Source organism: Sorangium sp. So ce302, from assembly GCF_051530145.1.
Classification (GTDB): Bacteria; Myxococcota_A; Polyangia; order Polyangiales; family Polyangiaceae; genus Sorangium; species Sorangium cellulosum_B.
Genome location: NZ_CP150326.1, coordinates 7697072 through 7711720, shown reverse-complemented (window position 1 = coordinate 7711720; position 14649 = coordinate 7697072). Strand labels below are relative to the sequence as shown.

The 14649-nt window shown below is 72.8% G+C and carries 8 protein-coding genes; 4 read left to right on the top strand and 4 right to left on the bottom strand.

The window, feature by feature from the left end; translation table 11 throughout:
* Positions 1 to 13 precede the first annotated feature (13 nt).
* On the bottom strand, positions 14 to 1735 hold the full coding sequence (locus WME73_RS29120) for a multicopper oxidase family protein (protein WP_437911644.1): 1722 nt from the start codon (positions 1733 to 1735) through the stop codon (positions 14 to 16).
* Between the two features lie 517 nt (positions 1736 to 2252).
* Here WME73_RS29120 and WME73_RS29115 point away from each other — a divergent pair.
* Complete coding sequence (locus tag WME73_RS29115) at positions 2253 to 5702, top strand: protein kinase domain-containing protein (protein ID WP_437911642.1); 3450 nt, start codon at positions 2253 to 2255, stop codon at positions 5700 to 5702.
* 128 nt (positions 5703 to 5830) lie between these two features.
* Positions 5831 to 6442, top strand: coding sequence for a hypothetical protein (locus WME73_RS29110; protein ID WP_437911641.1), 612 nt, complete (start codon positions 5831 to 5833; stop codon positions 6440 to 6442).
* 99 nt (positions 6443 to 6541) lie between these two features.
* On the opposite strand, the gene WME73_RS29105 is transcribed toward WME73_RS29110, so the two are convergent.
* Positions 6542 to 7531, bottom strand: a complete 990-nt coding sequence (locus WME73_RS29105) for a helix-turn-helix transcriptional regulator (RefSeq protein WP_437911640.1) — start codon at positions 7529 to 7531, stop codon at positions 6542 to 6544.
* A gap of 135 nt (positions 7532 to 7666) precedes the next feature.
* Between WME73_RS29105 and WME73_RS29100 the strand changes: the two genes are divergently transcribed.
* The gene (locus tag WME73_RS29100; protein ID WP_437739651.1) at positions 7667 to 8122 is read left to right on the top strand and encodes a GFA family protein; all 456 of its coding nucleotides are present in this window, start codon (positions 7667 to 7669) and stop codon (positions 8120 to 8122) included.
* A 66-nt stretch (positions 8123 to 8188) separates the two neighbouring features.
* Here WME73_RS29100 and WME73_RS29095 read toward each other — a convergent pair whose 3' ends face one another.
* The gene (locus WME73_RS29095; protein WP_437739650.1) at positions 8189 to 10126 is read right to left on the bottom strand and encodes a PAS domain-containing hybrid sensor histidine kinase/response regulator; all 1938 of its coding nucleotides are present in this window, start codon (positions 10124 to 10126) and stop codon (positions 8189 to 8191) included.
* 324 nt (positions 10127 to 10450) lie between these two features.
* The gene (locus WME73_RS29090; protein ID WP_437739649.1) at positions 10451 to 11809 is read right to left on the bottom strand and encodes an SGNH/GDSL hydrolase family protein; all 1359 of its coding nucleotides are present in this window, start codon (positions 11807 to 11809) and stop codon (positions 10451 to 10453) included.
* A gap of 332 nt (positions 11810 to 12141) precedes the next feature.
* Between WME73_RS29090 and WME73_RS29085 the strand changes: the two genes are divergently transcribed.
* Positions 12142 to 14469, top strand: coding sequence for a hypothetical protein (locus WME73_RS29085; RefSeq protein WP_437911639.1), 2328 nt, complete (start codon positions 12142 to 12144; stop codon positions 14467 to 14469).
* Positions 14470 to 14649: the final 180 nt, after the last annotated feature.

Sequence of the window (14649 nt, the reverse complement as noted above, 5' to 3'; positions counted from 1 at the left end):
TCTCCGGCTCCGGTCAGGGGATGATGTCCCAGCGGAGCATCATCGCGTGGTCCTCGTGGAGCGTGTTGTGACAGTGCATCACGTAGCGCCCGACATAGTCGCGGAACCGCAGGAAGATCTGGATCTCTGAGCCCGTGAGCCGACCCACGTCGATGACGTCCTTCCGCCCGGCGAGGCGCGGCGGCGGCGGCGCGCCGTCGATGCTGAGGATCCGGAACTCTTCGTGGTGAATGTGGAGAGGGTGCGACCATCCGCCCGACGAGTTGTTCAAGGTCCAGATCTCGGCGGTGCCTCGGGTCGGGTTCGCCCGGACGACGTTCGGGTCGTAGAACTGGCCGTTGATGGCCCACGCGCCGTTCGTTCGCTCCAGCTCCCACGTGCGCGTCGCGACGACCTCGCTCAGGTTGACAGGCGGCAGCTGGCGCAGCGTGGCGGGCACCTGGCTCGGGTCGGGGGCGTTGCGGTCGACCTCGAAGCGCAGGACGGCATTGCCCTGTCCTGCGGGCAGGATGTCTTCATCCGGCCCGCGGCCGTCGTCCTGGGCCTGGCGGTTCTCGAGGATGATGTTGGCGCCGATCGCCGCGTTCGTGAAATCGATGATGACGTCGACCCGCTCGGCCACGGCGAGCCGCACGCTCTGCGCGGTGATGGGCGCCGGCAGCAGGTTGCCGTCGCTCGAGATGATCGTGAAATTGGCCCCGTTGCTCAGGTAGAACCGGTAGTAGCGCGACGGCCCGCCGTTGAGCAGGCGGAATCGGTACTTGCGCCGGGCGACCTTGAAGAATGGCTGGATCTTGCCATTGACGAGGAACTTGTCTCCCAGGATGCCGTCGAAGTTGAACATGTCGAAGTAGATCTGGCCGTCCTCGTCGAAGACCCGATCGGTGAACAGGAGCGGCACGTCGTACTCGCCGCTCGGGAGCCGGAGCGCCGTCGGGCTCGTGTCTCCCTCGTCGCCCGAGTCGACGTCGTCGAAGAGCAGATAGAAGCCGGCGAGGCCACGGTAGACGTTCTGCGACGTGAAATCGGCGCGGTGGTCGTGATACCAGAGCGTGCCGAGCGCCTCGCGCGGGTCGCCGAGCGGGAAGTACGCGGGCGTGTCGAAGCCGGCGTACGCGTTGATGTAATGGTGATCCTTGAACAGGCCCGTGGCGTAGAAGTCGTTGGGGAAGCCGTCGCTCGGCGGCGCCGTGTGCAGGTTGTGCAGGTGGGTCGAGACCTCGGGCCGGCCGAAGCCCGCGTGCGCCGAGAGCGCCGGCAATTCGTTGTGAAAGCGCACGGAGATCGGCTCGCCATAACGCGCCATGATCGTCTTGCCCGGCAACGTGCCGCCCCAGCCCCACGCTGTGTTCGAGGGCAGCTCAGGGTGGTAGCTGTGCTGGAACACCTGGGCCCGGAGCTCGTACTTCTTCTGGGGCAAGAAGCGGGTCCAGAACGGGTGCGCCGCCCGCGGCGCTTCCCCGGTCACGGCGAGCTCCGCCGGCGCCGGCGTCAAGGTGACGGGGGAGGCGACGGGCGGAACGACCAGCGGCTGAGACCACGGCGTCGTGGGCGGGCTCTCGGGCTCGTCGCTGGCGCGCGCGCTCAGCCCGCTCTTGGTGACCAGGTAGCCGCTGCCCGCCATGAGCCCCATCTTGACGAGATCGCGCCGGGTGAGGCCGGCCTGGATGAGCTCCTGTCGGTTCCTCCGGGCGGTGACGGCCAGCTTGCTAGGTTTGTATTTCAGCAGTCGCATCCATTTCTCCTGAGCGGATGACACGAGCGATCCAGGCGCTGCCGCAGATCCCGGCCAGGCGCGGCGATGACCGGCCAGGAGCGCGCAACGACGCACGCCCGGCGGCCGAGCGCGTGCTCGCCAGCGTGCGAATGCGATCGCCCCGCCTCCTCGTGATTCGACGCCTTGAAGCGCACGCTTCCTATACCGCCAGTCGATGCTCCTGGAGAAGAGTTATTAGCAATCTGATTGCAGATAACATTCAAGTGACACAGTCGTGCGGCGCCGGTGAATGACGCGATGCGTTGCTGTGGGACTTGCGCCGATCCGAAGGAGCGGCTTCGCCCAACCGGGCTCCGTCGCGGAGAGCGCGTGAGAGCCCCGGGCGAACATGCCGAGCGGGAGCTCGGGCGCCGCTCTCTCTCCCGAGGACACCTCACGGTGGACGGAAGCCGCCGATGGCGGGGCGTTGGCGCCCCCTGTGGTAAGCTGCCGCCGCCGTGGCCCCTCCCGAGCTCGTCCCGGTCGCGGCCGCCTCATGCTCTCTCCGGATCGCCCGCTCGTCCTTGGTGGCCGCTACCGTCTCCTGAGCGAGATCGGCCGCGGCGGCGCGGGCGTTGTGTACATGGCCGACGACCTCGACGGAGGCGGTCAGGTCGCGGTGAAGGTCCTGCTCCGGACGCACGCGGCCGGCACGGCGGCGGCCTCCCGGTTCGAGCGCGAGATCCGGGCCATGCGGCTCCTCGACGCGCCCGGGTTCGTGCGCATGCTCGACGCCGGCTTCGCCCGCGAGCTCGACGATGCCCCCTTCCTGGTGATGGAGCTGCTCCGGGGCCACGACCTCGAGCAGCTCGTCACCACCCAGGGCAGGCGCTCGCCCGGCGAGGTGCAGCGCTGGCTCGGCGAGGTCGCCGAGACCCTCGAGCTCGCCCACGCGCGGGGCCTCTCCCACCGCGATCTCAAGCCCGCGAACCTCTTCCTCGCGATCGGCGACGACGGGCGGGAGCGCGTGAAGATCCTCGACCTCGGCCTGGTCAAGGCGGTCGACCCGGGCGCGCTCGGCGCGTCGGGCGGGATCACCGCCACGGGCACGGCGATCGGCACGCCCATCTACATGGCCCCCGAGCAGGCGCGCGGGCGCTCGGACCAGATCGGCCCCGCGGCGGACGTGTGGGCGATCGGCCTCATCGCCGTCCGCCTCCTGACCGGCGACATCTACTGGACCGCGAACAGCATGGCCGAGCTGATGGCGGCGCTCCTCGTGATGCGGCTCTACCCGCCGTCGACGCGCTGGCGGTGGCTCCCGCCCGCGTTCGACGCGTGGTTCTTGCGGTCGTGCGACCGCGACCCGGCCGGGCGTTTCCCTTCGGTCCGCCAGCAGAGCCTCGCGCTGCGCGCAGCGCTCGAGGGCTCCTCGGCGGCCGCCGAGCCGCCCGGCGCCGGCCTGCCGGCGTCGCCCGGGGGCGGCGTGCCCGCGGACATGCTCAGCACCGACACCATCGAGCTCGCGGGCACGGTCGAGGCCCCGCCCCAGGCGCTCCCCGGCGGCGCGCACCGCGACTCGGACCGCTTCTTGCCGCCGCCCGGCCTCCACGGCACCTCGCCGCCCGGCCTCCACGGCGCTCCGCCGCTCGGCCCCCACGGCACCTTGCCGCCCGGCACCTCGCTGCCGCTCGGCTCCCATGGCACGCCGCCGCTCGGCACCTCGCCGCCGCCGCCCGGCTCCCACAGCACGCCGCCGCTCGGCCTGTTCGGCGCGCCGGAGGCCGAGCGGCCGCGCCACAACCTGCCGGTCCAGCGCACGCCGTTCGTGGGCCGCGCCCGCGAGCGCGCCGAGATCGCCGCGCTCCTGCTCGACCCCGAGGCCGGCCTGCTCACGCTCACCGGCGTCGGCGGCACCGGCAAGACCCGGCTCGCGCTCCAGGTCGCCGAGGAGCTCGTCCCCGTGTTCCCGGGCGGCGTCTGCTTCGTGCCCCTCGCGTCGCTGCGCGAGGCGGCGCTGGTGCCCTCGGCGATCGCGCAGGCGCTCTGCCTCGGCGAGGGCGGCGCGCGGCCGGATCTCGAGCGCGTGGTCCAGTTCCTCCGCGACCGCCGCCTGCTGCTCCTGCTCGACAACCTGGAGCACCTGACGGCCGCGGCGCCGGCGATCGCGCACCTCGCCGCGAGCTGCCCGCACCTCTCGCTCCTCGTGACGAGCCGCGCCGCGCTGAACCTCTCGGGCGAGCGGCGCTACGTCGTGCCGCCGCTGGAGGTGCCGGAGCCGCGCGACGTCACGGTCGACGCCGCGCTGGCGAGCTCGGCGGTGAGCCTGTTCTGCCGCAGGGCCGCCGCGATCAAGCCCGGCTTCCAGCTCGGCCCCGACAACGCCGCGGAGATCGTGGAGATCTGCGCGCGCCTCGACGGCCTGCCGCTCGCGATCGAGCTCGCCGCGTCGCGCCTCCGGGTCCTCACCCCCGCGGCGCTGCTCTCGCGCTTCGGCGACCGCGGGGCCGCCGGGCGCTCCTCCGCGCCCGCGGGCTCGTTCCGCCTGCTCACGGGCGGCGCGCGCGATCTGCCCGAGCGCCAGCAGACCATGCGCGCCGCCATCGACTGGAGCTACGGCCTCCTCGATCCGGAGGAGCAGCTGGCGTTCCGCACGCTCGCCGTGTTCGCGGGCGGCTTCTCGCTGGCCATGGCGGACCAGATGTGCGCCTCCCGCGATCCGGCGCTCGACACGCTCGGGATCCTCGAGTCGCTGATCGACAAGAGCCTCGTGCTCCAGGTCGCGGGCGAGGAGCCGCGGTTCCAGATGCTCACGATCCTCCGCGAGTACGGCCTCGATCGGCTCGCGGAGGAGGGCGCCGCCGAGGCGTGCAACCGGCGCTTCGTCGAGCTGTCGCTGGAGCTCGCCGATCGCGCGGCCGAGGCGCTCGGCGGGACCGAGCAGGCCGCGTGGCTCGCGGCGCTCGATCTCGAGCACGACAACCTCCGCCTCGCCCTGGAGCTCGCGCTCGCGGGCGCCGACGCGGGCGCCGCGGTGCGCCTCGCCGCGGCGCTCTCGCGGTTCTGGTACATCCACGGGCACTACCAGGAGGGCCGCGCGTGGCTCGGCCGGGCGCTCGCGGGCGCCGGGGGCGTCGCGCCCGAGCACGTGGCGTCGGCGCTCCGGGGCGCGGGGAGGCTCGCGCTCCTCCAGTGCGACTATCGCGAGGCGCGCGCGCTGCTCGAGCGGGGCGCGACGCTCTACCGCGAGCTCGGGGACGAGGGCGGGCTCGCGTCGGTGATCCAGATCCTCGGGAGCGTCGCCCGCGAGCAGGGCGACTACGCGCGCGCGCTCACGCTGCACGGCGAGAGCCTCGCGCTGGCCACGCGCCGCGGCGACACGCTCGAGGCGGCGCGCGCGCTCGGCTACTCGGGCTTCGCGGCGTGGCTCTCGGGCGACACCGCGCGCGCGGAGGGCGCGTGCCGCCTCGCCCTGCCGGAGCTCCGTCGCGCGGGCGATCGCGAGGGGACCGCGACGGCGCTGCTCTACCTCGGCTGCGCGGCGTTCTACCGCGGGGAGCTCGGCGAGGCGGTCCGCCTCTGCGAGGAGAGCGAGGGCCTGTCGCGGCAGGTCAAATTCAAGGAGGGGATCGCCTGGACGAGCAACATCCTGGGCCTCATCGCCATCGAGCGCGGCGATCTCGCCCTCGCGGAGCGGCGCCTGCGGGCGAGCCTGCGGCTGCACCGGGAGCTCGGCGATCTCTGGCGCTCCGCGAGCGTGCTGGAGGCGCTGGCGTGCGCGGCGGTGCGGGCGGGGAAGGCGGAGCGCGGCGCGCGACTGCTCGGCGGCGCCGCGGCGCTCCGCGAGGCCATCGGCACGCCGGTGCCGCCCATCGAGCTACCGGCGCTCGAGGCGTGCGTCGAGGCCGCGCGCGCGGCGCTGGGGGAGGCGGTCGACGATGCGCGCTTCCTCGAGGGCCGGGGCGCCGGGCTCGACGCGACGATCGCGGCGGCGCTCTCGGAGTGAGCCGGTCCGCGTCGCGTGAGGGAACAGGTCTTCAACATGGGTGAACGGGGCGGATCGAGCAGGATTTTGCGCCCTGGAAACAGTGCGGTTCGCTTCCGTTATCGAGCGCGCTGTGCTCGATGGTGGATATGAAGAGCGCACGATGGGTGTTCGCAGGGTTGATGGGGATGATGTTTGCCTTGCCCGCATGCTCGGATGACACGCAGGAAGGCCCGGGCGGCAGCACCGGAGAGGGCGGCGGGGCGGGGGGATTCACGGTCACCGGACCGATCACGGGGGAGACGGCTCCAGAGGGCGCCGTGGTGGCCGCCGTCTGGATCGTGAGCTCGTCCAGCCCCGACTACGGCTTCAACTTCGGCGAGGGGAGCCTCTCCGGCGCGACGTTCACCGTCGGCTTCGGGTCGGCGCCGCCGCGCGAGGCGCTCAACAGCAACGGTGTCGGCATGGGCTTCGTCATGCTCCTCGCGCCGGGCACCCAGATGCCCGGGGGCGAGATCGACCCCGACGTGCTCGATACAGCGCTCCTCGGGGTGAGCTCGCGGCACGTCATCGTCTGGCGCGACGACTCCGGCCAGGGGTTCGGCTGGTCCGAGAGCTTCCCGGCCGGGTTCGGCTGCGGCAAGTGCGTCGCGGCGCCGCAGGGCGAGGGGTTCGACTCCTACGAGCCTGTCGACTGCTCTGAAGTGGAAGTCCAGGTCACATCGGACCCGGATTCGCTCGAGTTCTGCAACTGGACCTGACGTCGCGACCTGCTCACCGTGCGCGCTTCGGCGCCGGCACATCCCATCTCTTCAGGATGCCTCTCGCCCGCGCAGGCGCGGCGTGGCGACTCCGGCCTTTCACCGCGCGCCTGGGCCTTCTCCCGCCGCCCCGCTCCGCCCCGCGGCCCGGCCGAGGCGCTCGGCCAGGCGGCGGAGCTGCTCGATGAGCTCCTCGGGCTCGTGCACCTCGAACTCGAACCCCATGAACCCGAGGTGGAACGCGAGCGCATCGAGGCTCCCGCCGCCGGTGTGGACCACGCAGCGGTCCGGCGAAAGCGCCTCGATGCGCCCCGCCACGCCCGAGAGCCGCTCCGAGACGGCCTGCGCGGGGGCGTGCACGGTCACGCGCGCGCGGATCGGGTAGGCGTCCGTGGAGACCGACCTCGACACGTAGGCGGCCACGTCCTCCGCGGGCAGCGGGCGCGGCTTGAAGCGGCCCGCGGCCTTCGGCCTGCCCTGGATGCGATCGACGCGGAACGTCCGCCAGGCGTCTCGCTGGAGATCGTACGCGAGCAGGTACCAGCGGCGGCTCGTGTGCACGAGCCGGTACGGCTCGACCGCGCGCGAGCTCGCGGCGCCGCTGTGGCTGCTGTAGTCGAAGCGCAGGACCTCGGCGTCGCGGCACGCGTTCGCCATGGCGGCGAGCGCGTCCGCGTCGACGGTGGGGCCGCTGTCGCCCAGCCGCACGCTCACGGCGCCCAGCGCGGTCACCTTGCGCCGGAGCCGCTTGGGGAGCACCTGCTCGAGCTTCCCGAGCGCGCGGACCGACGCCTCCTCCAGCCCCCTCACGGGTCCGGTCGCCGCCGCGCGCAGCCCCACGGCGACGGCGACGGCCTCGTCGTCCTCGAGCGGCAGCGGCGGCAGCTCCTTCCCGGCGCCGAGCTGGTATCCGCCGCCGATGCCGGTGGCCGCGTGGACGGGGTACCCGAGGCTCCGGAGCCTGTCCACGTCGCGCCGGACGCTGCGCTCGGTGATCGCGAGCTCGCGGGCCAGCTCGCCGCCCGTCCAGAAGCGCCGGGATTGCAGCAGCGACAGGAGCTTCAGCAGCCGCGCGGACGTCTGGACCATGTGTCGCCTGTCTCCTTGCGGACCGAATCTGTCCGCAATCCAGTCTAGCTTCCTCTCATCCCGCGGGCGAGGCGTCCGAAGGCGCGTCTCGACGAGCCCTACGGCCCCCGCCCCCCATCCCTGGAGCCACCGCCCATGAGCAACGCCGCTTCCGAGCACACAACGACCACCGCCGGCATCCGGACCTACAAGGGCAGCTGCGTTTGCCGCGCCGTCCGCTTCGAGGCCGACTTCGACCCGAGCGCCGGGACGACGCAGTGCAACTGCACGATCTGCACGAAGACGAGGTGGTGGGGCACCATCGTGAAGCCGAGCGCCTTCCGCCTGCTCGCCGGCGAGGAGGTCCTCGGCGACTATTCGCGGTTCGAGGCCGGCCATGCCCGGTTCTGCAAGACCTGCGGTATCCGCGTCTTCGGGCACGGAAACATCCCGGAGCTCGGCGGGGAGTTCTGCTCCGTGAACCTGAACTGCCTCGACGACGCAGACCTCACGGGCGTCCCGGTGGTGTACCTCGACGGGCGCCACGACACCTGGGCACAGATCGGCGCCACGACGTACGTGAATCCGTTCTCCGCCGCAAAGGTGGCTTGAGCCGGGGCGCGCCGCGGCTCGGCCTCGCCGCTGCGATGGCGACGGCGCTCCCGGCGTGAGCGGCTCTCAGCGCCCCCCGGCGTCGTCGGGGAGCCCGTCGAGCAGCGGGACGAGCACCCTGGCGTCGATCGGCTTGACGAGGTGCAGCCGGAAGCCCGCTGCGTCGCTGCTGCGCTTGTCGCTGTCCTGGCCGTAACCGCTGAGGGCGATCAGGATCGGCGGGGCGTCCTGGAGGCGCGTGTGGAGCTCGCGCCCGAGCGTGTAGCCGTCCATCACGGGCAAGCCGATGTCGAGGATGGCGATCTGGGGCCGGAAGGCGTCCACGAGCGACAGCGCGCGTGACGCGTCGTGAGCGATGCGCACCTCGTGGCCGCTCTTGCTCAACATCTCCGCGATCAGCTCGGCGCCGTCTCGGTTGTCGTCCACGACCAGGACGCGCCGGCGCCGCGTCTGCGGCGGCCGCGATTGAGGCGGGCGAGCCTCGGGCGCCGCCGAGGGCGGGGCCGCCGCCGCTGGAAGATGCACCGTGAACTCGCTGCCTCGACCGACGCCGGCGCTCTTCGCGCTCACGACGCCCCCGTGCATCATCGTCAGCGTTCGCACGAGGGACAGCCCGAGGCCGAGCCCGCCCAGGGCTCGGTCCGAGCCACGTTCCCCTTGCACGAACATCTCGAACACGTGGGGCAGCAGGCTCGAATCGATGCCCTCGCCGTCGTCCCGGACGCGCAGCACGACATCGCCGCCCTCGCGGCGGGCGGTCACCTCGATGTGGCCTCCGGGCGGGGTGTAGCGCGCGGCGTTCGTGAGCAGGTTGTTGACCACCTGGGTGAGGCGGACCTCGTCGCCCTCGATCGGGAGGCCCTCGGTCGGCACCGACAAGGTGAGCTTGTGCCTTCGCTGCGCCAGGAGAGGCTCTGTCGCCTCGACCGCCTGCTCCACGACCCTCGCCAGCTCGAGCCACTTCTTCGAGAGCGTGACCTTGCCGCGCGCCACCCGCGCGACGTCGAGCAGGTCGTCGACGAGCCGTATCAGGTGCTGCGCCTGGCGCGCGATCACCTCGCGTTCGCGCGGCGTCGCGACGTTGCCGCGCAGCTCCATCAGCTGGACCGCCGTGAGGATGGGGGCGAGCGGATTGCGGAGCTCGTGGGACAGGAGCGCCAGAAACTCGTCCTTCTGGCGCGCCACCTCGTGGAGCCGAGCCTCTGTCTCCTTGAGCCGCGTCACGTCGACGAGCGCGCTGATGGCGCCGCGCGGCTCGCCGCTCGGCTCGCGCAGCGTCACCGCCCCGCCGTACAGGTGGATCGAGCGCCCGTCCGGGAACTCGAGCACGATCTCGTGGGGCGTCACCTCGTCGCCGCGCGCCGCCCGCTGGAGGGGCAGCTCCCCCGGGGGCAGGTTCACGCCGTCGACCAGCACCTTGAAGCCGCGGTCGTCTCCCGCGTCGTCTCCCGCGCCCAGGGCCGTCCGTGCCAGGTTCTGCCCCGGATCGCTCCCGAGCAGCGCGTGCAAGGCGCGGTTGCCGTGCAGCTCCTGGCAGCCTGGGTCGCGGGCGACGAGCACCGCGGCCGGGACGGCATCCATCAGCACCGCGAGCTCATCTGCGCGCGCTCGCGCGAGCGCTTCGGCCTCCTTTTGATCATGCATGTCGAACACGGCGGCCACCCATCGCGTGACCTTGCCGTCGTCGCCCCGGATCGGCACCACCCGGCCGAGGTGGAAGCGATAGACACCCGCCCGGGTGCGGAGCCGGTATTCCATCTCGCAGGTGCTCGAGGTGGAGAGGGCCTCGGCGAAGCACCGCTGTACGTGCGCCCGATCGTCGGGGTGCACGGCGGCGAGCGCGCCCTTGTCCCGGAGCGACTCCTCGCGACCGAGGCCGGTGAGCTCGGTCCATCGATCGTTGACCCAATCCAGGCGTCCCTCGGCGTCGCACGTCCAGATGATCTGAGGCAGCGCGTTGGCGAGCTTCCTGTAGTCCCCTTGATCGCCGTCGTCAGAGCTCATAGTCAGATCGCCTCCGACCAGGACAATCTCGTTCGTCCCGGGCGGCTCGATCGGCGCGCGGACGGGAATGGTAACGCCACTTATCATGTGTAGGGCCTACAGACAATCATTGCATCTTCGATGCTCCCCCCGGCGAAGGCGCGGGCGCGCGGGGGCTCGAATGCGTGCGCGCCGGAGGCGTCGGGTATGCGCACCTTGGGCGGATTCGCCGCGCCCGGCGTGCCAGCGGAGGACGGCGGCGGAGCGACGGACGGCGGCGGAGCGACGAGCCACCGCGAGCTCCGCGGGGCGCACGCGATCGCGACGGATCGCCGCCGCCCTTGGTTACGGGGAGGTCGCTTTGACGACGGCGTTGATGATCGCGTCCAGGTCCACCGCGTTCGCCATCGCCTGGTACCCGGCGTCGTTCGGGTGCAGCTTGTCCGCGTCGTAGGCCGGGAGCAGGCGGCTCGGATCGGCCGGGTCGCGCAGGGCCTTGTCGAAGTCGATCACCCCGTCGAAGGCGCCGCTCGTGCGGATCCAGGTGTTCAGCTTCTGCCGCTCCTGCTCGCCCTTGGCGGTGCCGTAGTCGCCCTTGTAGGTGCCGTTCGAGCCGGCGAAGGGCACCAGGGTGCCGCCGTAGATCTTGAGCCCGGCGGCGCGGGCAGACTGGATGATCTGCTGGATCGCCGGGATCAGATCCGCGGCCTTGGCGGAGCGATCGCCGATGTCGTTGATGCCTGCGAGCAAGATGATCGCGCGCGCTCCGGGCTGGGTCAGCACGTCGCGCGCGAGGCGGGCAGGGACCGGGTACCCGAACTGGAGCTGCGGACGGACGGTGAGCAGCTCGTTCCCGATGATCCCGGCGTTCGCCACGGCGAGGGTCGGCCCCTTCCGGCTGGCGAGGCGCTGCGCGAGGTAATCGGGGTAGCGATGGTTGTCGTTCTTGGTCGACAGGTATCCATCCGTGATCGAATCGCCGAGCGTGATCAGGGTGCCGACGACGTCCGGCGAGGCCTTGACGTCGACGCCCGACACGGCCATCCAGCACGAGATCTTCCGTGTGAACTGCTTGTCGGCGCCGTTCCCTGTCTGGTTGCCCGAGGCGAGGAAGTTGTCCTGTGCTGCAAAGTAGTGTTGCGTGATCGGCCCGGTCTTGCCCGGAAGGTAGACGTTCACCGCCAGCGCCTGCAGCGGCTGGACCTTCAGCGCCACGGGGTCGCTCACCGCCTCACCGCCCGCGGCGATGACGATCGAGGTCTGACCTCCGAAGCGCAGCGGCAGTGAGCTCCCCGCGACCGTGGCGGCTCCACCGGCCGAGAGCGCGACCGACGCCGAGCCCACCTTGAGCGGCTCGCTGCCGCCGGCGTTGGAGATGCGCACGCGCACCGAGCTCCCGCCGGCGCTCACGCGGACGATGTTCCGGACCGTCTGGTCGGCGAGGCCGACGTCCGAGGGACAATCCTGCGAGTTGAACGTGCCGCCGGGCGTCGGGCTGCTGTGCCATCCAGCGACCCATCGCCCCTCAGGCGCCTTGTCCGCGGCCAGCGCGGGGCGCCCCGGCGCGCTGGTGATCAGCGCGACCACCGCGGCGACGAGGGAGACCCGCGATGAGCGACCGACCTTCGCTAGCAGCTCGAGCGAGGAGCGCCGGGCGTCGCGGCGCGCTGAGCTGACCCCGTGATGTCTCTGTCTATCTGCCATCGGCTCTCTCCCGGTTGTTGGCGTGGAGCGCGGAAGACCCCCTGGCTCGTCGGTCGCAACGCGCTCGCTTCGCCTGGATCCGCTCGGACTGTGTTGTCGGTTTCGCCATGAGCGCGCCCAGGGGGCGGGCTGCCGGCGCGGAGGAAGGAAATGCAAACGCGTCGGAGGCGTCAAGCCGCGGCGGGCGGCGCGCGGCGGTGCAGAGAGGCCGCCGAGGAATGCGCCCCAGCGCATTTGCGTTGAATTTGCCGTGGCGCGGTGCGGTAATCGCCCGAGGGGCCCCCCGGATGCTCGGGGAACGCGGCTCGCGGGATCACCATGGACAGGGACGCGTGACGGGCGGAAGAGACAGCGGCGGGGACCTTCCGGCGGGCGAGAGCGTCCCGCCCGCGCCCGTCGAGGCGAGCGGCCCCGAGGGCGCTCCCGGGGCCGAGCTGCGGTCGGTCGCGGCGGGCGGCGCCACGCTCTGGCTCACGCAGGCGCCCGGGTTCTCGCTGTGGCGCGGCGAGGTGGACGCGCCGGATCGGCTGCGGATCGAGGGGCGCGACGGCTACCTCCACGAGCTCCGGCTCGAGCCGGTCGGCGCGCTGCGGCTCGGCCGCGTGGAGCACGTGGGCGACGAGCGCAACGAGCTCGTCTACCCCGACGTGGCGTCGCGGCTCGCGGCCTCGCTGCGCCACGACGGCGTGCGCTGGTGGCTGCGCCGCCGCGAGGAGTGCAGCGTGCCCGTGCAGGTCGGCGCGCGGCACCTCGCGCGCGGGGAGGAGTCGCCGCTCGTGCACGGCACCTTCGTCTGCGTCGGCGGCATGCGCGCGACGTTCTTCGACCGCCGCTACGCCGCGCTGTCGGTCCCTGCCGGGGCGGTGGACCCGGCGACGGGCCTGCTCGCGCGCGCCGGGCTGGAGCAGGAGTGCGCGTCGCTGCTCGCGCGGAAGGGCCAGGGCGCGCTCGTCCTGCTGCGGCCGATCGAGGCGGGCGCGCCCTCGCGCGCGGCGGCCGCGCTGGTCGCGGTGCACCGGCTGTGGCCGGATCGGCCGGTCGGCGACGCGGACGGCACGGCGGTGGTTCTCGTGCGGGGCGGCGCCGCGGAGGCGGCCGCCGCGGCCCGGCAGGCCCTGGAGGCCGCGGAGGCCGCGGGGCTCGGGGCGTTCGCGTGCGGTTACTTCACGGTCGCCGGCGAGGCGGACGTCGCCGGCCGCGAGGTCGAGCTCGGCCTGCACGCGATCGCGTCGCTCGCGGCGGAGCGCGAGCGGGGCGCGTCGGCGGCGTCCGCCCCCGTGGTGGAGCTCCGCGACGGCGCGGCCAGCGCGCGTTTCGCCGCGCCGTTCGAGGTGATCGAGGCGTCGCGGAGCGGGCGCCGGGCGACGGTCCTGTTCGGCATCGAGGAGCAGAGCGCGCTCGGCGGCGTCGGGCCGCACGTCATCGGGGCGCTCGCGCAGGAGCTCGCGGCGGTCGTCGCGACCCACGCGGGCGCCGGCGCGCTGATCGCGCCGCTCGCGCCTGGCGTGGTCGCCGCGTGTGTGCCCCGCAAGGCGGATCCGGCGGTGATGGCGAGCGCGGTGCAGTGCGACTGGCACGGCCGGCCGCCCATCCTGGACGGGAGGGTCGAGCACGCGCGGACCCTGTCGTGGGAGCTCCTGCACGACGCCGACGCGGGCGCGCGGGCGGCGGAGATCTCGCGCGAGTGCGGCGATCCGCACGGGGTGCTCTCGGCGCTTAGCGGCGGGCTGCCCTATCCCATCGCGGGGCGGGTGCGGGCGGCGATCGGGGCGTCGAGCGCGATCGAGCGGGTGAAGATGCTGTTCGACGTGCTCGAGGGCACGTGGCGCTTCATCGCGACGGTGCTCGTCTCGGCCTTCTTCAGCGGCGGCAGCGCGCCCCCGACCTCGGCGCGCAGCGGCGTCGCGAGCGGGCCGGGCGCGGGCGGGGGGAGCGCGGGCGCGAGCGGTCCGGGCGCGGGCGGGGCGCCTCCCGGGTGGGGCGCGTTGCTCGATTTCCACGGCCGCACGCGCACGCGCGACGGCCTGGCGCTCGGCGCGTGGCGCGAGCTCGCGCGCACGGCCGCGCGGGCGTTCGGCGATCGCGACGATCCGATCGGCTCGATGGCGAGGGAGGTGCTCGACGTCAAGCTGTCGCACAACCAGACGTTCGAGACGCTCTCGAACCTGATGCAGGCCGAGCGCAACCAGTTCGCGCACGGCCACTACACCGAGGCGCGGGCGGCCGCGGATCTGCCCGACTTCGAGCAGATGACGCGCGCGCTCCTGCGGGCGCAGCGGCCGCTCTGCGCGTGGACGCTGGTGACGGTCGAGAAGACGGAGCCGGACCTCTACGGCGATCTCCAGACGGTGGAGTTCATCGATCACACGGGCCCGTACGCGTCCGGGACGCGGCGGCGCATCGGGCTGAACTCCCCTGTTCGCCTGTCGAACGTGGTCTATCTGGCCCGCTTCCGCGAGGGGCTGATGCTGCCGCTCGAGCCGATGGTGCGGCGGCTCGCGCCGGACGACCGGCTCGATCTCTACTGGATGGATCACCTGCCGCGGCCAGGGACGTGCCATATGAGCGCGGTCGTCGCGGGCCGGGCGGTGAAGGCGCCCTGCGATCCGCGGCGCACGCCGCCGCTCCTGCGGGCGATGCTGGAAGTCGCGGGCGGCTGAGGGGTTGAGCGCAGCGCGGTCGCGCAAGCGGGCTTGCTGTCTGCCGTCTCGTCTCCCGTGTGCGTGCTCGCCTCCCCGTCCACCTGCCAGCCGAGGGCGGGTGCAGCGCTAGGCGCGACGAGGAACCCTACTGAAGTAGGGCGACGAGGAACGACGCGATGCGCCCGTCCTCGGCTGCCT